This window comes from Bradyrhizobium ivorense, from assembly GCF_900696085.1.
GTDB classification, from domain to species: Bacteria; Pseudomonadota; Alphaproteobacteria; order Rhizobiales; family Xanthobacteraceae; genus Bradyrhizobium; species Bradyrhizobium ivorense.
This window is the reverse complement of sequence record NZ_CAADFC020000033.1, coordinates 164,159-184,293: the sequence shown is the minus strand read 5'-3', so window position 1 is coordinate 184,293 and position 20,135 is coordinate 164,159. Positions and strand designations below refer to the sequence as shown.

The 20,135-nt window shown below is 63.1% G+C and carries 19 protein-coding genes; 13 read left to right on the top strand and 6 right to left on the bottom strand.

The genetic code is table 11. The features are described from left to right. The first annotated feature begins 6 nt into the window (after nt 1-6). The 5 genes from CI41S_RS39290 (at nt 7) to CI41S_RS39270 (ending at nt 4,812) form a co-directional block, all read left to right on the top strand. Nucleotides 7-1,077 carry a branched-chain amino acid ABC transporter permease gene (locus CI41S_RS39290; protein ID WP_139864364.1) on the top strand — a complete coding sequence of 357 codons (1,071 nt, stop codon included), beginning with the start codon at nt 7-9 and terminating at the stop codon, nt 1,075-1,077. A 2-nt stretch (nt 1,078-1,079) separates the two neighbouring features. Next, a complete protein-coding gene (locus CI41S_RS39285; RefSeq protein ID WP_139864363.1) occupies nt 1,080-1,799 on the top strand; it encodes an ABC transporter ATP-binding protein in 720 nt (239 codons plus the stop codon). Next, nucleotides 1,789-2,499, top strand: a complete 711-nt coding sequence (locus CI41S_RS39280) for an ABC transporter ATP-binding protein (RefSeq protein WP_139864362.1) — start codon at nt 1,789-1,791, stop codon at nt 2,497-2,499. Before CI41S_RS39285 ends, CI41S_RS39280 begins: the two co-directional genes overlap by 11 nt. A gap of 65 nt (nt 2,500-2,564) precedes the next feature. Further along, entirely contained in the window at nt 2,565-3,326 is a 762-nt protein-coding gene (locus CI41S_RS39275) for an SDR family NAD(P)-dependent oxidoreductase (protein ID WP_139864361.1), read from the top strand. Between the two features lie 82 nt (nt 3,327-3,408). After that, nucleotides 3,409-4,812, top strand: coding sequence for an amidase (locus tag CI41S_RS39270; RefSeq protein ID WP_139864360.1), 1,404 nt, complete (start codon nt 3,409-3,411; stop codon nt 4,810-4,812). A gap of 25 nt (nt 4,813-4,837) precedes the next feature. Here the strand turns inward: CI41S_RS39270 and aspT (CI41S_RS39265) are convergent, their stop codons facing one another. Beyond that, nucleotides 4,838-6,532 carry an aspartate-alanine antiporter gene (gene aspT / locus CI41S_RS39265; protein WP_139864359.1) on the bottom strand — a complete coding sequence of 565 codons (1,695 nt, stop codon included), beginning with the start codon at nt 6,530-6,532 and terminating at the stop codon, nt 4,838-4,840. A gap of 14 nt (nt 6,533-6,546) precedes the next feature. Next, entirely contained in the window at nt 6,547-8,238 is a 1,692-nt protein-coding gene (gene aspT, locus CI41S_RS39260; protein ID WP_139864358.1) for an aspartate-alanine antiporter, read from the bottom strand. Nucleotides 8,239-8,559: 321 nt separating this feature from the next. Between aspT (CI41S_RS39260) and aspD the strand changes: the two genes are divergently transcribed. Beyond that, the gene (gene aspD, locus CI41S_RS39255; protein WP_139864357.1) at nt 8,560-10,191 is read left to right on the top strand and encodes an aspartate 4-decarboxylase; all 1,632 of its coding nucleotides are present in this window, start codon (nt 8,560-8,562) and stop codon (nt 10,189-10,191) included. A 141-nt stretch (nt 10,192-10,332) separates the two neighbouring features. Continuing rightward, complete coding sequence (locus CI41S_RS39250) at nt 10,333-10,587, top strand: hypothetical protein (RefSeq protein WP_139864356.1); 255 nt, start codon at nt 10,333-10,335, stop codon at nt 10,585-10,587. A gap of 34 nt (nt 10,588-10,621) precedes the next feature. Here CI41S_RS39250 and CI41S_RS44805 read toward each other — a convergent pair whose 3' ends face one another. Continuing rightward, nucleotides 10,622-11,023, bottom strand: a complete 402-nt coding sequence (locus tag CI41S_RS44805; protein WP_139864355.1) for a hypothetical protein — start codon at nt 11,021-11,023, stop codon at nt 10,622-10,624. A 194-nt stretch (nt 11,024-11,217) separates the two neighbouring features. Here CI41S_RS44805 and CI41S_RS39240 point away from each other — a divergent pair, with 194 nt between their 5' ends. Both CI41S_RS39240 and CI41S_RS39235 read left to right on the top strand, forming a co-directional pair. Continuing rightward, nucleotides 11,218-12,297 carry an AI-2E family transporter gene (locus CI41S_RS39240; protein ID WP_139864354.1) on the top strand — a complete coding sequence of 360 codons (1,080 nt, stop codon included), beginning with the start codon at nt 11,218-11,220 and terminating at the stop codon, nt 12,295-12,297. After that, nucleotides 12,297-12,725 carry a potassium channel family protein gene (locus CI41S_RS39235; protein ID WP_172628394.1) on the top strand — a complete coding sequence of 143 codons (429 nt, stop codon included), beginning with the start codon at nt 12,297-12,299 and terminating at the stop codon, nt 12,723-12,725. Before CI41S_RS39240 ends, CI41S_RS39235 begins: the two co-directional genes overlap by 1 nt. Nucleotides 12,726-12,733: 8 nt before the next feature. Here the strand turns inward: CI41S_RS39235 and CI41S_RS39230 are convergent, their stop codons facing one another. Further along, the gene (locus CI41S_RS39230; RefSeq protein WP_139485207.1) at nt 12,734-13,402 is read right to left on the bottom strand and encodes a helix-turn-helix domain-containing protein; all 669 of its coding nucleotides are present in this window, start codon (nt 13,400-13,402) and stop codon (nt 12,734-12,736) included. Between the two features lie 329 nt (nt 13,403-13,731). Here CI41S_RS39230 and CI41S_RS39225 point away from each other — a divergent pair, with 329 nt between their 5' ends. The 3 genes from CI41S_RS39225 (at nt 13,732) to CI41S_RS39215 (ending at nt 16,766) form a co-directional block, all read left to right on the top strand. Further along, nucleotides 13,732-15,495: a sensor histidine kinase gene (locus CI41S_RS39225; protein WP_172628375.1), complete on the top strand. Its 1,764-nt coding sequence runs from the start codon at nt 13,732-13,734 to the stop codon at nt 15,493-15,495. Between the two features lie 74 nt (nt 15,496-15,569). Further along, a complete protein-coding gene (locus CI41S_RS39220) occupies nt 15,570-16,202 on the top strand; it encodes a response regulator transcription factor (RefSeq protein ID WP_139864351.1) in 633 nt (210 codons plus the stop codon). A gap of 102 nt (nt 16,203-16,304) precedes the next feature. Further along, nucleotides 16,305-16,766: a response regulator transcription factor gene (locus CI41S_RS39215; protein WP_347339297.1), complete on the top strand. Its 462-nt coding sequence runs from the start codon at nt 16,305-16,307 to the stop codon at nt 16,764-16,766. A 16-nt stretch (nt 16,767-16,782) separates the two neighbouring features. On the opposite strand, the gene CI41S_RS39210 is transcribed toward CI41S_RS39215, so the two are convergent. Together CI41S_RS39210 and CI41S_RS39205 are read right to left on the bottom strand one after the other, a co-directional pair. Then, nucleotides 16,783-17,331, bottom strand: a complete 549-nt coding sequence (locus CI41S_RS39210; RefSeq protein ID WP_347339296.1) for an invasion associated locus B family protein — start codon at nt 17,329-17,331, stop codon at nt 16,783-16,785. A gap of 58 nt (nt 17,332-17,389) precedes the next feature. Further along, the gene (locus CI41S_RS39205; protein ID WP_139864349.1) at nt 17,390-18,277 is read right to left on the bottom strand and encodes an alpha/beta hydrolase family protein; all 888 of its coding nucleotides are present in this window, start codon (nt 18,275-18,277) and stop codon (nt 17,390-17,392) included. Nucleotides 18,278-18,422: 145 nt separating this feature from the next. Here CI41S_RS39205 and CI41S_RS39200 point away from each other — a divergent pair, with 145 nt between their 5' ends. Next, the gene (locus tag CI41S_RS39200; protein WP_139864348.1) at nt 18,423-20,117 is read left to right on the top strand and encodes a SulP family inorganic anion transporter; all 1,695 of its coding nucleotides are present in this window, start codon (nt 18,423-18,425) and stop codon (nt 20,115-20,117) included. Nucleotides 20,118-20,135 lie beyond the last annotated feature (18 nt).

The window sequence follows — 20,135 nt, the reverse complement described above, 5'->3', positions numbered from 1 at the left end:
CTCTCGATGTTGAAATTGCTCGAAGGCCCACAGACACTCGGACGGGGAAAGATCTTCTGGTCCTGCTTCCTCGCGGTGCTGGCGGGCGCGCTGATCTATCCGCTGTTCGCCGATTCCTATGATGTCGGCAACTTCTCCTACTTCCTGATCTGGATCTTCATGGCGCTCGGCCTATGCCTGATGTGGGGCTATGGCGGTATGCTGTCGTTCGGCCAAACCTTGTTTTTCGGCATCGCCGGTTACGGATACGGCGTGCTGGCGATCAACATGGGCGGTGGCACGATGACGATCGCCGCGCTCGTCCTTTCGGTCATTGTCGCGATGGTTGCGGCCGGAATTCTCGGCTACTTCATGATCTGGGGCGGCATCAGCGGCATCTTCTTCGGCATCGTCACCCTCTCGGCGACGCTTGTTCTCGCCTTCTTCCTCGGACAGACGGCGGGGCCGGAATGGCACATCGGCACCGCGCGGCTGAACGGCTTCAACGGCATGAAGGGCATGGATCCGCTTGCCGTCGGCGACTTTTATATCGAAGGTTCGGCGCTCTACTACGTCATGATCGCCCTGATCGTGATCGTCTACGTCGCGCTGCGCATGCTGGTGAACTCAAGCGTCGGCAACGTGATCGTGGCGACGCGGGAAAATCCGCAGCGCGCCGAGATGCTCGGCTACGACGTCCGCAAGTATCAGCTTCTGACTTTCGTGATCGGCAGCGGCCTCGCCGGCCTCAGCGGCGCGCTGTACACCTCCTGGGGACAGTTCATCACGCCGTCGAGCATTGGCCTCCCGGCGGCGGCCATGCCGATTGTGTGGGTCGCATTCTCCGGACGCAGCGATCTGACGGCGACGCTGGTCGGGTCTTTCCTGTTGCTTTTCGGCTTCCAGACCATCACGATCTACAGTCAGCAGGCCGCGCTGGTGCTGATGGGCGCGTTGCTCCTTGCCACCGTGATGCTGGCGCCGCAAGGCTTTGTGCTCGGCATCGGCAAGCTTGTCGTCGATTGGTGGACCGGGCGCCGCCGGCCTGACTCCGGCCCCGCGCTGGCCGCCGGCCGCCTCCAGTCGGACGAGACCTGACCATGGCGATTGTCGATGTCCAGGGCGTATCCAAGCGCTTCGGTGGATTGACCGCCGTCTCCGACGTCGATCTCACCGTCAACACCGGAGAAATTCACTGCCTGATCGGGCCTAACGGGGCCGGGAAAAGCACGCTGTTCAAGCTGATCGTCGGACTCTATCCGCCGACCAAGGGCAGCATTTTCTTCGATACTGTCGATATCACCAACGAGCGCCCCCATGCCCGCGTGCAGCGAGGCATGAGCATCAAGATGCAGGCGCCGAGCGTGTTCAAGGAACTGCCGGTGCGGCAGAATATCCAGATTGCACTGCAGGAGCGCTTTTCTGGTGCGGAGCGCAGCGCCGAGGAGGAGCGTCTGCTGACGCTGCTCGATCTGGCGCCGGACAGCGGCAAGCTTGCGGGCGCGCTGTCGCACGGCCAGCAGCAGTGGCTGGAGATCGGGATGGCGCTGGCGCTCAAGCCGCAGCTCCTGCTGCTTGACGAGCCGACGGCCGGCATGTCGCCGGAGGAAACCTTCAAGACCGGCGAGCTAATCAAGTCGTTCAATTCAGAGGGAATGACGGTTCTGGTCGTCGAGCACGACATGGCGTTTGTGCGCCAGGTCGCGCAGCGGGTGACCGTGCTGCACCTCGGCAAGATATTTGCCCGCGGCAGCCTGGAGGCCATCCTGCAGGACGAGAAGGTCGCGGAAATCTATCTGGGTAAGGCTCATGCCCACTGATCGCATCCTGGACGTTTCGGGACTCTGGGCAGGTTACGGCGCGACGCCGATCCTGCAGGGCGTCAGCATGCAGGTCGCACGCGGCGAGATCGTCGGCGTGATCGGCCGCAATGGCGTCGGCAAGTCCACCCTGATGCGCTGCCTGATCGGACTGCTGCAGACCTGGCGTGGCACGATCACCTTTATGGGCCGGGACGTGACCCAGCTCGAGGCCGACGCGCGGGCGCGGGCCGGCTTCGGCTATATTCCACAAGGCCGCGACGTCTTTCCGCAAATGAGCGTCGAGGAGAACCTGCAGGTCGGCGAACTGATCGGCGGGCCGGATGGAAAGAAATTGCCGGAATTGGTCTATGAGTATTTTCCACGGCTGAAGGAGCGACGGCGGCAGGCCGCCGGCACCACGTCCGGCGGTGAGCAGCAGCAGCTCGCCATCGGGCGTGCGCTGATCGGCAATCCGGCCCTGATGATCCTGGACGAACCGTCGGAGGGCATCCAGCCGTCGATCGTGCAGCATATCTGCGACGCGCTGAAATCGTTCAGGGACGAGCTCGGTACCACGATCATCTTCGTCGAGCAGAATCTCGACACCATCCTGGCGATCGCCGAGCGCTGCTACATCATGGAGAAGGGTAAGATCACGCGGTCGCTGGCCGGCGAGCAGGTCGATGCGGACAATGTCCGCGCCCAGCTCTTGCTCTGACAGGCCGCGGCGGCATGGCCGGGAATCGCGCGCTTTAAAGTCGACAATAAATGGAGGGAACGGACATGGATCTGGGACTCAAAGGAGCAAAGGTTCTCGTCACGGGCAGCACCAAGGGGATCGGTCGGGCGATCGCCGACACCTTCGCCGCCGAAGGCGCCGATGTCGGCATTTGCGCGCGCAACCAGGCCGACGTGGATCGCGCGGTCGCTGATATAAAGGCGAAGGGCGTTGCGGCGTTTGGCGGTGCGGTCGACGTCTCCAACGGCCCGGCGCTGAAAGCCTGGGTCGGCGACATGGCCTCGAAGCTCGGCGGCATCGATGTCGTCGTCGCCAATGTCAGCGCGCTGTCGATCGGACAGGACGAAGAGAGCTGGGAGAAAGAGTTCTCGACCGACATGATGGGTACGGTGCGGCTGGTCAACGCCGCGATGCCCTATCTGGAAAAGAGCAAGGCTGCTGCAATCGTCACCATCTCCAGCGTGTCGGGCCGTGAGGTCGACTTTGCGAGCGGCCCCTATGGGACCTTCAAGGCCGCCATCATCCATTACACGCAGGGCCTGGCCTACCAGCTTGCCAGCAAGAGCATTCGCGCGAACTCGGTGTCGCCGGGAAATACCTATTTCGAGGGCGGCGTCTGGAACATGATCAAGGACGGGAATCCCGAGCTGTACAAGACCGCGCTGGCGCTGAACCCGACGGGGCGAATGGGTACGCCGCAGGAAATGGCGAACGCCGCCGTATTCCTTGCCAGCAAGGCGGCGAGCTTCATCACGGGGACAAATCTCGTGGTGGACGGCGCCTTGACCCGTGGGGTGCAGTTCTAGTCGCTTTGACGCGACGAGGAGCGCGACCGCGCCGACGACGGCGCGGCCGGTGATGATATTTTCAATAGCAGCAGGGCGTCAGATGTCAGCGGATCCGTTACACTACAAGTCGATCACCGAAATCTCCGGGCTGTTCCGCCATGGCGAGTTGCAGCCGTCGGAAGTGACCGCGGCGATGTTGAACCGGATCGCGGAGCTGGACGGACGATTCCATGGCTATGCGACGGTTCTCGCCGAGCGCGCCATGGCGCAGGCGAAGCGCTGTGACGACGAGATCGCTAAAGGCATTTGGCGCGGTCCGTTGCACGGCGTTCCGATCGGGTTGAAGGACCTCTGCTACACGACATTTGCGCCGACCGCGGGCGGCACGACGATCCACGCCAACTTCGTGCCGTCCTTCAATGCAACGATTGTCGATCGGCTTGAGCGTGCCGGCGCTGTCACGCTCGGCAAGCTCAAGATGACGGAGGGGGCCTATACCAGCCATCATCCCAACGATCAGGCGCCGCTCAATCCCTGGAATATCGACTATTGGGTCGGCTCCTCGTCGAGCGGCTCCGGCGTGGTGACATCGGCGGGCCTCTGTTACGGCTCGATCGGCAGTGATACCGGCGGCTCGATCAGGTTCCCGTCGGCGACCTGCGGGTTGACCGGGATCAAGCCGACTTGGGGCCGTGTCAGCCGGCACGGCGTCTTCCCGCTGGCCGACTCGCTCGATCATGTCGGCCCAATGTGCCGGAGCGCGGCCGACGCCGCAGCGATGCTCGGTGTCATCGCGGGTGCGGACATCAACGATCCGACGACCTTGCGAGCGCCGGTGCCGAACTATCTGGCCGGACTCGGGGACGGCATCCGTGGCCTGAGGATCGGGGTCGATCGCAAATATACCCAGGAGGGAATTGACCCTCAGGTGGTGGCGGCCTTGAAGGATGCCGAGCGCATGCTTGCGGATCTCGGCGCCGACATTCGCGAGATCAAGTTCCCGGCCTACGAGAAGCTTGTCAGCATGTGGATTCCGATGTGCTCGATTGAGACGGCGGAGGCTCATCTCGGGACCTATCCGTCGCGCAAATCGGAATATGGCCCCGACCTCGCGCAACTGATCGAGCAGGGACGGTCGATGAGCGGCATCGAGATCGCCGCCGTCCATCATGAGCGGCTGAAGTTCAGCGGCAGCCTGGCTGCGTTGTTCGGGGATATCGACCTTCTGCTGATCCCGACGATGCCCGTGCCGATCCCGACGCTCACCAAGATGGGCGAATACGGCACCGACCCAAATGTGCTGCTGAGCATCCTGCGCTTTACCGCCGTGTTCGATTTCAGCGGCAGCCCGACGATAACCCTGCCGATGGGCCTTGCTTCGGACAATATGCCCTTGAGCATGCAGCTGGTCGGCCCGCATCTGTCCGAAGACGTGCTTGCCCGGGCCGGCCACGCATTTCAATCCGCAACCGACTGGCATACCCGCCGTCCGCCGCTCGACTAAAACCTGCGCATCGAGGTGCGTTGGCTCATCCGGCGAAGACCACCACCATGACCGATCCCCAGGTCGTCAGCAGAATATTCGAGATCGGATAGGCGGGCGTATAGCCAAGCACCACCACGGAGCTGCCGGAACGCTCCTGAATGGCAGCCATCGCTGCCGTGACCGTCTGTGCCCCGGTCAATGCGCCGAGCAGGAGGATAGGGTTCATGCGCAACACGAAATGGCCGAAGCAGAAGCCGACGATCTGCGGCAGCAGGGTGACGATCATGCCGCCCAGCAACAGGCCGATGCCGGATTCCTTGATGGCGGACAGGAAGATCGGGCCGGCATGAATTCCGGTCAGGCCGACGAACGCCGCCAGTCCGAGTGACGTCATCAGGCTGATGGCGCCGTCGGGGATCCGGCCGAAATACGGCAGGCGGGTGCGCAGATAGCCGACCAGAAGTCCGGCGAGCAGCGTGCCGACGCTGGTGCTCAGCGAGATCGTGACGCCACCAACCGTAAATCCCGCGAGAACGCCAACGAGGCCGCCGAGGAAAATCGCAAGCCCCAGCACGACGAAATCGATGGTGTTGCTCGGCGCAACGATGACGCCGATGCTCTTGGCGGCGTTCTGCACCACGGCGTCAGAACCGACGATGCGAAGCAGATCGCCGCGCTGCAGGACCGTGCCGGCGGCGATCGGAAGCGCTTCACCACCGCGGCTCACCGCGCGCAAATAGAGGCCGCGCGACCAGCTCTGTTCCGACGCCTGCTGGAGACTGGTGCCCGCGAGTTTTGGGTTGATCAGGAACACGTCGGCCGAGACCAGCGGGATATCGAGCAGCTCCCGGTCCTCGACCTCCTCGCCGCGCGGTTCGATCAGCTCGACGATGATCTGGCGCGGTGCTGACAGCGCGATGACATCGCCGGCCGCCAGCACCGTTCCAGGCTCCGCCTCGAGAATGCGCTCGCCGCGGCGGATGCGATGGATGAACACGCGTTGTCCGGGCACGCGGGCTTCGGCGGCAGCGACCGTCAGTCCGGCGATCGCCGCGTCATCATCCAGCCGGTAGGCGCGCATTTCGAACTTGCGCCAGGCCGACGCCAGGCCGGGCTTGGCGCGCGTGATGCCCAGCGTCTGTTCCAGCTTGAGCGCTTCCGTCTTCAGATCGATCTTGAGCAGCGCTGGAACGACGATCGTGCAGAATGTGATCACGCCGGCATAGCCGAAAATGTAGCAGACCGCATCGGCGACTGCGATGTGCGAAACGAACAGCGCGCGCTGTGCGTCGGACACCGGCAGTCCGTTGACTGCGTCGGTCGCCGTTCCCATTGCAGCGCTCTGACTCAGGGCGCCGGACATCAGCCCGGCCGCAAAACCGGGGTCGAGTTGCAGCGCGCGTGCCACAACGATCGCGGTTGCAAGGCCGGTTAGGCTCACGACGACGGCCATCAGCATCGGCTTCAACCCATCGCGTTTCATCGCCAGCACGAATTGCGGTCCGACCGAATAGCCAACCCCGAACAGGAACAGCAGGAACAGGAACGATTTGGTCATGCCGGCGACCGGCACATGCGCGAAGTCGCCGACCGCGAGGCCGGCGAAGAGCGCGCCGGTTACCGGGCCAAGGCTGAAAGCGCCGATCCTGAAGCTTCCGATCCAGTAGCCCGCCGCGATCACCAGAAATAACGCGAGTTCCGGATAGCGAACGAGAAACTGCTGCAGCCAGATCAACATGGTCCGGGCCGCGGCTAGGTCATCATCATCACCAGCACCATGCCCCAGATCGTCAGCAGCGTGTTTCCGACCGCGTAGGTGACGGTGTAGCCAAGGCCGGGAATCTGGCTCTTGGCGCGATCGTTGATCATGCCGAGCGAAGCGGTGGTCGTACGCGCGCCGGAGCAGCATCCGAGCAGGATCGCGTCGTGGAAACGGAACACATATTTGCCGACGAACATCGCCAGGATCAGCGGCACGGTGGTCACGATGACACCCCAGAGGAACAGGCTGAAGCCGAGCTTCTGCAATCCGGCGACAAATCCCGGCCCCGAGGAGATGCCGACCACGGCAATGAAGACGTTCAGGCCGACCGAGTTCATGAACCACACGGTGGGTGACGGGATGCGGCCGAACGTCGGGTGCACGGATCGGAGCCAGCCGAAAAACAGGCCGGAGATCAGCGCGCCGCCGGAGGTGGACAGGGTGAGCGGCACGCTCCCGATCTTGTAGACGAAGGCGCCGACCAGGGCGCCGATCGCAATGGCTGCCCCAATGAACGCGACGTCGGCAACGTCGGTCGCGCGATCCGGCCGGCCCAGCATCTTTGTCGTGGCGGCCACGTCGGAGGTGCGACCGACCAGGGTGACGATGTCGCCCCGGTTGATCTTGGTGTTCGGCAGGATCGGAATCTCGGTCGCGATCGCGCCCCGCACGATCCTGCGCAGGAATACACCGCGCGCGCCCGGTTCCCTCGCCAGTTCCTCCAGCGTCTTGCCATCGACGTCCTTGCTGGTTACGTAGACATCGACGCCCTCGATCGGCACCGCCAGCAGCTCACGGTCGTCGACTTCCTCCGCCTGCTCGCCGATCAGCTGCACCAGGACATCGCGGCGGCCGGCGACGGCGACGACATCGCCGGCATGGATCACGGTGTCGGAGGTGGCTTCCACGATCTTGCCACCTTGCCGCAGCCGGAGGACGAAGACCCGATGATCGGGAATCAGCGCCTCGGCCTGCGCGACCGTCTTGCCGACGACAGGCCCACGCTCGCGTACGCGATAGGCGCGCACATCGAACTGGTGCCAGGACGTCCCAGGACCGCCCAGCTCCTTCTTGCCGCCATGCTCTTCCTCATATTTCTTGCATGCGGCCTCGAGATCGATGCCGAGCAGCGCGGGACCGAGCAGGGCCAGCACGATCGCCGACCCGACCGTGCCGAAAATGTAGGTCACGGCATAGGCGACCGGCATGGCATCCAGCAGCTTCTTGGCTTCGTCCGCGGGCAGGCCGAGGCGATTGATGGCGTCGGTCGCAAGCCCCATCGACGCGGAGATCGTCTGCGAGCCGGCATAGAGCCCGATGGCCGATCCGACGTCGTAGCCGGCGATCTTTGCGCCGAAATACGCAGAGAGCAGACAGAAGACACAAACCACGGCGGCGAAGATCGCCTGCGGAACGCCGTCCTGCGCGATGCCGCGCACGAACTGCGGCCCGACGCCATATCCGATCGCAAACAGGAACATCAGAAAGAAAAACGGCTTGAGCGGCCCTGAGATGGTGATGCCGATCTGGCCGATGATGACCGCGGCGATCAGTGTCGCGGTGACGGCGCCAAGACCGAGACCCTTGAAGGTGAAGGATCCGAAATAGTAGCCCAGGGCCAGAGAGAGGAAGATCGCGATTTCGGGATAGGTGCGGAGCGTCTGGAATAGCCAATCGATCATGATGTCACCCGTTCATGCTGTCCCGGGGCTTCGGCATGCGCCTGCTTCGGTCTCGCGCAGGGGGCCGAAAAGGGCGAGCAACTGCTTCGATCAGCATCAGACGGTGGTTGGCGAGATAGATGTTGATCTATGTCAACCGCAACTGCGGGAGCCTTGCGATTTCATCGTCTTGCCGACGACGCACGCGTGCGTCGCTGCAGTCGCATCGGCTGCACGAGACCGTTGACATAGATCAAGGCGCGTCCCCGGCCGCCGATCATGCTGAGCGCAAGGCGCCTGTCCGCCTCCATCCCAACAGCTTGCATCGCCCCGGAGTGTCAAATGGCCGATCTTCTGACCCTAAAGAAATTCGAAGCGTTGAGCCCGTTCGAGATCAAGGACGAGCTGATCAACCTCGCGAAGAGCACTTCGAAGCTGAGCCAGATGCCCTTCCTGAACGCCGGACGGGGCAATCCGAACTGGGTGGCGACGACGCCGCGTGAAGGTTTCTTCCTGCTGGGCCAATTCGCCATCACGGAGAGCAAGCGGGTGTTGGAGCATCCGGCGGGGATCGGCGGCATGCCGCAGGCAAAGGGCATTGCCGGGCGGTTCGAGACCTGGCTCAAACTGCACAAGGACATGCCAGGCGCGAGCTTCCTGACCGAGATGCTGCCCTTCGCGGTGAAGAAATTCGGCTTCGATCCGGATGCCTTCGTCCACGAACTGGTTGATTCGATCATCGGCGACAATTACCCGGTACCGGACCGCATGCTGGTGCATAACGAGAAGATCGTGCACGAGTACCTGATGTGGGCGGTTTGTGGCGAGCCCCGGCCGGCGGGAAAATTCGACATCTATGCGGTCGAGGGCGGCACGGCGGCGATGTGCTACCTCTTCAAGTCGCTGAAGGCCAATCGGCTGCTGGTGCCCGGCGATACGATTGCCCTGGCGACGCCGATTTTCACGCCCTACATCGAGATGACGCACCTTGAAGACTACGACTTGAAGGTGGTTCAGATCAGGGCGCCGCAGGAAAACAAATTCCAGTTCACCGACGAGGAAATCAGGAAGCTGGAAGATCCGAAGATCAAGGCCTTCTTCGTCGTCAATCCGTCCAACCCTCCGGGGATGGCGTTAAGTAAGGAGACGATTGCCAAGTTGGCCAATTTGGTCAAGACCAAGCGCCCGGACCTGATGATCCTCACCGACGACGTCTATGGTACCTTCGTGCACGGCTTCCGTTCGTTGCTCGGCGAATTGCCGCACAACACCATCGGCGTCTACTCCTATTCGAAGTATTTCGGCTGCACGGGTTGGCGGTTAGGGGCCATCGCCATCAACGAAGACAACGTCTTCGACAAGATGATCGCCAGGCTCCCGGACGAGGCCGTCAAGGCACTCGACAAGCGCTACGGGCCGCTGACGCTCGAACCGCGCAAGCTCAAGCTGATCGACCGCATCGTCGCCGACAGCCGCGACGTGGCCCTCAATCACACCGCCGGGCTGTCGTTGCCGCAGCAGGTCATGATGAGCCTGTTCTCGCTGGCGGAGATGATGGACGTGAACAAGGCCTATCAGGCCGCCTGCATGGAAATCGTCAACAAGCGCCTGTGGTCGATGCTCGACGGCCTCGGCCTTGCCGACAAGTTGACCCCGAATCCGAACTATGATGCCTACTACGCCCTCATCGATTTCGAGTTCTGGGCTCGAAAGAACATCGGCGATGATGCCGTGGAACACCTGAAGAAGAGTGTCCATCCGCTGGATCTCGCGTTCAGGCTGGCCGAGGCCCACGGCATCGTGCTGTTGAACGGAGGCGGCTTCGATGCGCCGGAATGGTCGCTTCGCGTGTCGCTCGCGAACCTCCCTGATGATGTCTACGACGACATCGGACGCGGCGTCCGGACCATCGCCAGAGGCTATCGCGATGCCTACGAGGCGGCGACGGGCAAGGGCGGGACGGCAAGGCGCTGATGAACTGAATTTCCCCCGGTCGCGGAGACGCCCTGACTTCCGGCGCGACAGCTGGCAGCAGACAACGCTGTCAGGTCATACGCCGCTCAGGTGTCACGGCGTCAACCGCCCGGCTCCTATAGCCCGATTGGGTTAGGCAGGTTGTCGCGTCTGATCTCGATCGTGTGGCACAAGCTGCACTGGACACCCGGTTCCACCGTGATCTACGTAGACACCATGGGGAACGGCAGCGACATATTTGGTCAAATGCTTCGCGCATGCCGGCCGGCCCACGTTCGCGGTCGGTTGCGTCATTGGCTTGAAGCGATCGACGGCGATTTTGCTTTCAGAATGGTCGTCATGACAGCCGGGATGGTGTCGACTGTCGCGTTTGCCTTTGGACTGCTGTCGCCCTGAGCGCTAAATCCGCATCAAGATCGCTGCAAATTCGCTACCATCCGTAATAGTAGCGCGGCTGGGCGTAGTAGGCCCGCGAATAGCCGTAACCGCCACCAGGCGGGCAATAGCCGTATCCATAACCATAGCCATATCCGCCGTAATAGGGGTATCCACCATAGGCCGAGCTCGCGATGGCTCCGCCAACGATCGCGCCGGCAGCGGCGGCGCCCCATCCTCGATAACCCCAGCCGCCGTAGCCGCCTCGCCAGCCGCGATAGCCCCAGCCACCGCGCCAGCCGCCACCCCAGCCGCCCCAACGAGCCTCAACGACGCCATTGTCGACCATGCCTTTCATGGCTGCGACGTTGGTCGGCAGCGGGGCCGCCTGGCCTGCGCCAATGCCGATCGTGCTCGCAAGCAGGATCGTGGCCAGCAGGGTGTTGGTGTTCTTCATGATGTCCTCCACATCGGGGTGACGCGTGCGGCCGCGATCGACACGGCGCGCAAGTGCATGACCAAATTCCGGATCATGCGGAGGCAAGCCTGTCAGCCGGCACCATCCGACGCTTGATCTGGATCAAGCAGCGTGTGCCAAGGCGATGCCACGGCTTCCTCCGTGCCTGCTGACGCTCAATCGGAAGCGCGCCCTTGAAAACCCCTCGCCAACTCGTGGCCGGAGACGAGTTCATCCAACTCGCAATCCGTCTCGGATTGCTGGCGTTGCTGATCTACTGGTCGTTCGTCCTGGTCCGCCCGTTCGTGCCGATCCTGGCCTGGAGCGTCGTGCTCGCGGTCGCGCTCTATCCGGTATTCAACTGGCTCACCGCGATGCTCGCCGGCCACGCGGGCATTGCCGCTCTGGTCCTGACCTTGATGGCATTGGGTGTCGTCATCGGACCGGCGGCCTGGCTCGGGATCGGGGCGGTGGAGGGGGTGAGGGAGCTCGCCGAACAGCTGAGCGCCGGCAACGTCGTCGTGCCGTCGCCGATGCCGGAGATCAGGGATTGGCCGCTGATCGGCGGCCCGCTCCATGACCTCTGGGATCGGGCATCGACCAATCTGCGCGCCGTGTTGCGCGAGGTCGTGCCGCATCTGAAGCCGCTGGCCGGGATCCTGTTTGCGTTTGCCAGCAACGCAGGGGTCGGAGCACTGAAGTTTGTGCTGGCGGTCGTCGTGGCGGGTTTCCTGCTTCCCCACGGACGGCAGCTTGCCGCGGCGTGCAGGGGCTTCCTGTCCCGTATCGTGCCCGAGCAGAGCGAGCACTTCCTCGACCTTGCCGGCGCAACGATTCGAGCGGTCTCCCAGGGCGTCATCGGCGTCGCCGTCCTGCAAGCGCTCCTGGCCGGCATCGGCTTCAAGCTGGCGGGAATTCCGAGCGCGGGGCTGCTGGCGCTGGTCGTGATGCTGCTTGCGATCGTGCAGATCGGGGCGGCGATCGTGCTGTTCCCCGTTATCATCTGGCTCTGGTCGACCAAGGACTTCGCGACGGCGCTCGCGCTGACGCTGTTCTTCCTGGTGGTCGGCGTCCTCGACAATGTGCTGAAGCCGCTGGTCATGGGGCGGGGCCTGACCACGCCGGCGCTGGTCATCTTCGTCGGCGTGATCGGTGGCACGCTTGCGCACGGCATCGTGGGTCTGTTCATTGGGCCAATTATTCTCGCGGTCGCCTGGGAGTTGATCACGGCGTGGATCCGCGATGACCGCGCCCGGCTGGCGGGGCAGCGATGATGCTATTTCAGCTCATCGTGGGATCGGCGGTCAGTGCGATCAATATTGTGCTGCACTCGTTGTTCACCGTCGCGGTGATCGGACTGTTGCGCAATGTCACCTTCAGCGCCACCGGCCGGTCTGGGCTGCAACTCAGCGGCGTGATGGTGGCGACTGCGCTGATCCTGATGCTAGCCCACACGTTGGAGATCGTGGTTTGGTCACTGGCCTATTTTGTATGCAGTGCCGCGCCGGCCGGCAGCGATCTGCTCTATTTCGCCTTTGTGAACTACACAACGCTTGGCTATGGCGACGTCGTTCCGGTCAAGAAGTGGCAACTGATCGGGCCGATGGCCGCCATGAATGGCATTCTGATGTTCGGCTGGTCGACAGCGGTCCTGTTCGAAGTGCTGCAGAAGACCATCGAGCGCCAGGCGAGATCCTCGTGACGTCGCGGTCAATTGTCCAGCCTGGCCAACTGCTCGCGGTCAACCAGCATGATTTCGCGCTGGTTCGAACCGAGGAAGTTGAGGGCCCCATAGGCGTGCAGTTTGGATAGCGCGCGCGATACGGTCTCGAGGGTCAGCCCGAGATAGTCGGCGATATCGCGCCGGCACATCGGCAGGGCGACGACGCCTACCCCGGTCAGCCGGCGATCCATTTCGAGCAGGAACGCGGCCACCCGCTCCAACGCGGTCTTGCGGCCGAGCAGCAGCATATGGTCTTCAGCGTGCTGCAGGTTGCTGGTAGTCATGACGAGCAGGTTGCGAGCCAGGGCGGAATCGGAACGGGCCACCCGTTCGAGGCTCGTTCGCCTGATCAGGCGCACATTCGTGTCGACGATAGCTTCGGCCGTGAAGCGATGGAATTCGGCATTCTCAAGTCCGAAAATGTCTCCGACGAGATGAAAGGCGCCAATCTGGCGTCGCCCGTCGGACAGCAGCTTGTAGCTGCGGACGGCGCCGGAGACGACCTGGTAGACGTACTCCGCTGGCTCCTTCTCGCCGTAGATCTCGGCGCCCTTTCTGTAGTGGAATTCGCTGGTGATGAAATTGGCGTGCTGGGCGGTCAGCCCGCCGAGGATGCTCGGCACGTTGGCCGGTCTGACATTGACGTGAGCGAACATGGACCAACTCACTCTGTAATGAACTTGCGGCGTCCGCGCGGTTCGAAATGCCTGACCGCGCGCAATGACTACGACACGGATCGAACAGCTTCTATTGGTCTTGAGGTCATTGTCCTAAAGGACAGGGTGCGCAAAATGCGATAATCTCTTCGCAATTGCTGCACACAATCTTAGATTACTTTTCAATTTTCACGACGATGACGGGGTGCTAGCTTTCTTGAACCCGTCGGTCTCCGGCTCCGAGCGCTATGGGCAAGGCAATTCGGCTCTCTGGACTGATCATCCTGCTGGCTACGTTGCTGTTGCCGGCTGGTCTCCGGGCGCAGCAGATGCGTCCACATTCCATGCTGGTGCTCGACCAGTCCGACCGGCGCGGTCCGTTCTACTACCAGGTCTTCGTCGGGTTGAGGGATGCCGTGAGCGCGCACGGTCACGCTCCGACGACCGTCTACACGGAGAGCCTCGATCTCAATCGCTTCGGCGGCGAGGCCTATCAGGACAGCTTCCAGAGGTTTCTCGAGGTGAAATATCGCGATCGGCCGATCGGCGTCGTGGTTGTCGTTGGAGCGGCGGCGCTCGAGCTTGCGCTCCGCTGGCGCCCGCAGCTTTGGCCCGACGCGCCGATTGTGTTTGCGCTGGTGGAAGAGGCCGATTTCAAGCGATTGCGGCCGCCTGGCTATGTTACCGGCGGCATCCTGGACTTGAAGTTCAAGGATGCCGTCTCGGCCGCCCGCGCCGTGGTGCCGAACCTCAAGACCGTCGTGCTCGTCGGCGCGGAATGGGAGCGGCAGGTCATCTTTCGCAACTGGAAAGACCAGGCAGCGGCCGGCATTCCGGGCGTCGATATTATCGAAATAGTCGGACGCCCGATGCCGGATATCGTTGCGCGGGTCGCCGCGCTTCCTGACCACAGCGCGATCGTCTACACGGGCCTCTATAGCGACGGCAAAGGCAACTACTATCCACCTTCGGATGCCCTCGCATTTGTCGTGGTGAAGGCAAATCGCCCCATCGTGGTGCCGGCGGAGACCTTTCTCGAGCCAGGCGGCGTCGGCGGATATGTTCTCGTTCCGTCCTTGATCGGTGCCGAGGCCGCGCAAAGGGCGCTGCGGATTCTGGATGGAGAGGCGCCGGAGAACCTGCCGCCGTCGGTCGTCGGTGCTGTGAAGCCGATCTTCAATTGGCGGCAGATGGAGCGCTGGGAGGTCAGCGAGGCCAGTCTGCCGCAGGGCAGCGAAATCCGCTTCCGTGAGCCAGGCTTCCTGGAAAGGTATCGCTGGCGGGCGGTTGCGCTTGCCACGGCGGTACTGGTTCAGTCCTTGCTGATCGCCTTCCTGCTGCACGAGCGGCATATGCGGCGGAAGGCCGAGGTCGAGGCCAGCAATCAGCAGTCCCAGCTTGCCCACATCAATCGGCAGGCGACCGCCGGAGAACTGTCGTCCTCGATCGCCCATGAGCTGAATCAGCCGCTCGGCTCGATCCTGACCAATGCGGAGACGGCGGAGTTGATCCTCGCTTCGCCAACGCCCGACCTTCAGGAGGTGCGGGAGATCATTTCGGACATCAAGCGCGATGATCTGCGTGCGAGCGAGGTGATCCGCCGGATGCGCAGCCTGCTGAAGCGTGCGCCATTTGAGAAGAAGGAGATCGATCTCAACCAGATCATGCGGGAAGCATTCGATTTCCTCAAGCTGCAGGCCTCGTCGCGCAACGTCGCGATCTACCTGCAGACGTCGCCGCAGACCCTGCGGGTGAAAGGCGACCCGGTCCAATTGCAGCAGGTCATTCTCAACCTCGCGGTCAACAGCATGGACGCAATGGCCAAGATGCCCTACGGACGCACGATCATCGGCCGTACCGAAGTCAACGGCGAGGCGTCGGCTGTGATTTCGATCTCCGATTCCGGCCCGGGAATTCCCCAGGACAGGCTGAACGAGATCTTCGATCCGTTCTTCACCACAAAGGAGCAGGGAATGGGCATCGGCCTGTCGATCGCGCGGACGATCATTCTGGCGCATAGTGGTCAGATCTGGGCCGAAAACCAGTCCGGCGGCGGAGCGGTTTTCCACCTTTCGTTACCGCTGGCGGCATAGCGCGTTTGGGCTCTTTTCTTGGCAAGAGGCAGTGCTAATAATCTGCTTGTCAGTCGGGTGGAAGAGAGAGGGTAATGCACGCTTACGTGCATATTGTTGATGATGACGCCTCGTTTCGCGTGGCTCTCGAGCGCAGGCTCAAGCTTGCGGGCTATCGTGTTGCGACATACGCATCGGCCCGGCAATTGCTCGATCAATTGCCCGGCGATGAAGAGGCTGGCTGCATCCTGCTGGACGTACGCATTCCCGGGATGAGTGGCCCGGAGCTGCAGATCCGTCTCAATGAGCTGGAGTCGACGCTTCCGATCGTATTTCTCACCGGACACGCCGACACGGCGACGACCGTCCAGGCGATCAAGGCGGGGGCCGAGGATTTCCTGACCAAGCCGATCGAGTCGGAGCGGCTGATTGAAGCGATCGATCGCGCCGTTGCTCGACACGAGTTGACCCGTACTGCGCGAACCAAGCTCGACACTCTCCGGGCGCTGCTGGCGAGGTTGACCCCGCGCGAGCGGCAGGTGTTCGATCTGATTGTACGCGGTCGGATCAACAAGCAGATCGCCTACGAGCTCGGCACGACGGAACGCACCATCAAAGCGCACCGTCACCAGGTCATGGAGAAGATGCAGGTGCAGTCACTTGCCGAGCTGGTCTCGATCGCCGAGCGGCTCGGCGCGCGCGAGCTCGATGGCGAGGTCAAGGGGTGATCGGCCGGGGGCGGCCTCGGCCCGTCCATGTCCCATGGTACAATATGAAAGCTCTGTGACGGCGCGTATCTCCAATGTTGGCCGCGACGATGTCGCGCGCCGGTGAGCTTCAATGTGTCCTTTGTCCGGGCACGGACGCTGGGCAGCAAGTGGAGATTCCGATTCCGCGACAAGGTAGAGGCCCCGGATTTGCCGACCGCGAAAATTGTCTTCGTCGTAGACGATAACCCCTCGATGCTCCGTGGAATCGGACGGCTGCTGCGGGAATATGGCTTTGCATCGAGATTGTTCGAGACCGGAAATGCCTTGCTGATGGATGGCGGCTTCGATCGCGCGCTGTGTCTGATCCTGGACGTCAATCTAAGCGATGGTTCGGGGATCGAATTGCGGCACCGCCTGACGGATCAGGGCGTTGACGTTCCCGTTATCTACATCACCGGAAATGACAACCCGGCGACGCGCATGGCGGCGATGGCATCGGGATGCGTGGCCTATCTGACCAAGCCATTCACAGCAAAATCGCTGATGCAGCCAATCGAGCAGTTGTTGGCTGGCGCCGTCTAGCGATCGCGAGCCTCAATCATTCGTCAATGACCTGATCGAGCATCAGCGTGGGCGCTCCCTTGCGGACGGTCGCAAAGCGGTCGAGCGGCACGGATGTCGTCACCGTCAGAATGCTGGTGTCGACCACCTCGATCGCGAGTGCCTTTCCGCTATCCATTTCCTCGATCGGTCCGGGATCGGCAACATTGGCCGCGATGCACATGTTGCTCACGCACCAGCTATAGGGCATGCGATGGACCTGTCGCTGGTCGACCGACAGTTTGACCCCGGCCTGAAGGTACATCCCGACCGGCAGGAACAGCTGGAGGCGGGAGGTCCCGTCTTCGCGCTCGACCAGATCGACGCGCACGGCGGTCTGTCCGGTTGCCAAAGTGCCGGTGATAGTCGTTCTGCACAATGTCTTGGCGCCGGCAGCGTTGAAGCAGAGCTTTCGCCATTCGCCGTACTTGACGTCGCGCGCCGCACGCGCTCCCCGCGGGGAAACCTCGGGACTGTCGTTGACTGCGGCTGGCGGTGAGAGCGGCTGCTGACCATGCGCCGCACTGATGCTCGCCGCCAACAGCACGAGGGTAGCCAAGGCACCATATCTGACCATGGATGCTCCTCCGGCGTGGGTTGGCCGCCTAGCGAACGCTGTCCAGAAACCGTTCGACCAACGGCGACCAGATGGGAATCGAATCGGGAGAGCCGATCAGGAAATGCCCTTCGTCGCCGAACGGCGGCAACAGATGATACTCAGCCCGGCCGCCGGCGCGGATGAACGCCTCGTACATTCGCTTCGACAGGGCCGGGCCAAAGAACGTGTCGTCCTCGATGTAGAGCCACAGCATCGGGACCCGCGATGTGTGGCCAAACGCACCGGTCGCTTCGACCAGCCTGTCGGGATTGCAATTGTTGTTGGGCTTGCCGTCGACGCGGCCGCCGCGGCCTGCCGCGAAGGTGATGATGGCCTTGACCTGCGGCGGATTGAGGCTCGACAGCGCGATCGCCGCCCAGCCGCCGGCGGACTGGCCGACGACGATGACGCCTTCCGGCAGGGTGCGCTTTTCGGCGGCCATGTAATCGATGATCCAGAGATCGACCTGCGCGACGGCGAGGCCCGGATCGAGGAAATTGGGATTGGCGCATTTCCCGATCTTGGAGAAGAACGGGCCATAGAGACCGCGTTCGGGAATATCGATCGCCGCCGCGCCGTAGCCGGTACCGACCGCCGCCACCACGAGATAACCGCGCCGTGCAAACCACATCGCGGCATCGCGAAATTCGACCAGCGGGAAGAAGCTGCGATCCCTGGGGGGCAGCGACACGCCGTGGTTCATGATGACCAGCGGAAAGGGGCCGTCGCCGAGCGGGCGGATCAGATAAGCGAACATCGGCAGCGGCAGCGGCAACGCCCAGATCTCCTCCTGGAGGCGCGGGGATGTGCCCTGGTCGTCTGCGCGCGCTGCGGCGATCAGACCGAGCAACAGAAGTGCTCCGGTGGCGAGCACTCGTAGGCCGTGCAGGCGCATGTCATGCCCTCCGGCGGGCCGCGGACACAATGTGCAGGTTTGCGACCATCGCTGACCAGCGAGTGCGAGGCTTGATCTGAATCAATGCGAATTGGCCCGGCCGGCGCGACCACGTCCGACCATTGCGCTTCACGCGGCGGGTATGATGTCAGCCCAGGGGGAGACGAGTTGGATCCGCCACTTTCCACCGGCGAGCTGGCTTGCCGATTACCGCGCATCCTGGCTTGGTGCGGACGCCATCGCCGGGGTCACGCTGGCGGCCTACGCGATCCCGGTGTCGCTGGCCTATGCCGGGCTCGCGGGCCTGCCGCCGCAGATCGGGGTTTACGGTTACCTGCTTGGCGGCGTGGGTTACGCCTTGCTGGGCTCGTCCCGGCAACTCGCGGTGGGACCGACTTCGGCGATCTCGCTGATGATCGCCGGCGCCGTCGGCCTGCTGGCCGGCGGCGACGCCACGCGTTACGGGCAGATCGCCAGCCTAGTTGCCTTCAGCGTCGCCGTGCTCTGCCTGATTGCCTGGCTGTTCAGGCTCAGTGTGCTGGTGCGGTTGATCAGCGACAGCATTCTGGTGGGCTTCAAGGCCGGGGCAGGGCTGACCATCATCATGAGCCAGCTGCCCAGCCTGTTCGGCGTGGCGGGCGGCGGCCACAACTTTTTCGATCGCGCGATCAAGCTGGCCGGTCAGTTGGGCGATACAAGGCCGCTGGTGCTCGGCATCGGCGTGGTTGCGATCGTGCTGCTCCTGCTCGGCGAGCGCAGGCTACCCGGAAAGCCCGTCGGGCTTGCCGTGGTCGCGCTCTCGATCCTGATCGTATCGGTACTTGGACTTGCTGCAATGGGATTGCCGGTGACCGGCAACATCCCGACCGGGCTGCCGAGCCTCGCGCTGCCGACCTTTGGCTTGCTCGAATTCGACGACCTCTTCCCGATCGCCGCCGGATGTCTCGTCCTGGCCTACGTGGAAGGCGTGTCCGCGGCGCGAAGCTTCGCGGCCAAGCACGGCTATGCACTGGATGTCCGGCAGGAGTTTCTCGGGCTCGGCGCGGCCAATCTCGCTGCCGCCCTGGGCCACGGCTACCCCGTCGCCGGCGGCCTGTCGCAGTCGGCGGTCAATGACGCCGCCGGCGCCCGGACGCCGCTGGCGCTGGTATTCTGTTCGGCGACCCTTGCGCTCTGCCTGCTGTTCTTCACCGGCCTGCTGACCAATCTGCCGAAGACGGTGCTTGCTGCGATCGTCTTCTCGGCCGTCTACAAGCTGGTCGATATCCCGGCGCTCGCCAGAATGTGGCGGATCAGCCGGATCGACTTCTATGCCGCGGTCATTGCGCTGGTGTCCGTGCTGTTCCTCGGGATCCTGCAGGGCGTATTGTTGGCGGCCGTCGCCTCGATCTTCCTGCTGCTGCTCCGCGCATCGCAGCCCAATATCGCGTTTCTTGGCCGTCAGCCCGGCAGCGGCCGCTATTCCGACCGGGCGCGACATGATGACGTGGAGCCGTTGAGGGGGATCATCGCGTTCCGTCCCGAAACCTCGCTGCTTTATGTCAATGCCGAGACGATCTTCGAGACGGTGCTGGCGGCGCTGCGGACGTCCGCCGATGTCAAGCTGGTGGCCTGCGATCTGTCGGCCTCGCCGTTTATCGACCTGGCGGGGTCGCGCATGCTGCATGATCTGCACCAGGAACTCGCATCGCGCGGAATCACGTTCTGCATCGTCGGCGCGCATGCGCAGTTGCGGGATCTGCTGCAGGCGGACGGTCTTGCCGACAAGACCGATAGCGGTGACTGGATGCGCTCACTCGACAGCGTCTTGAGCAACAGGATGCCGCAGGCGAGCAGCTAGCCTGCGAGGCGGCGCGGA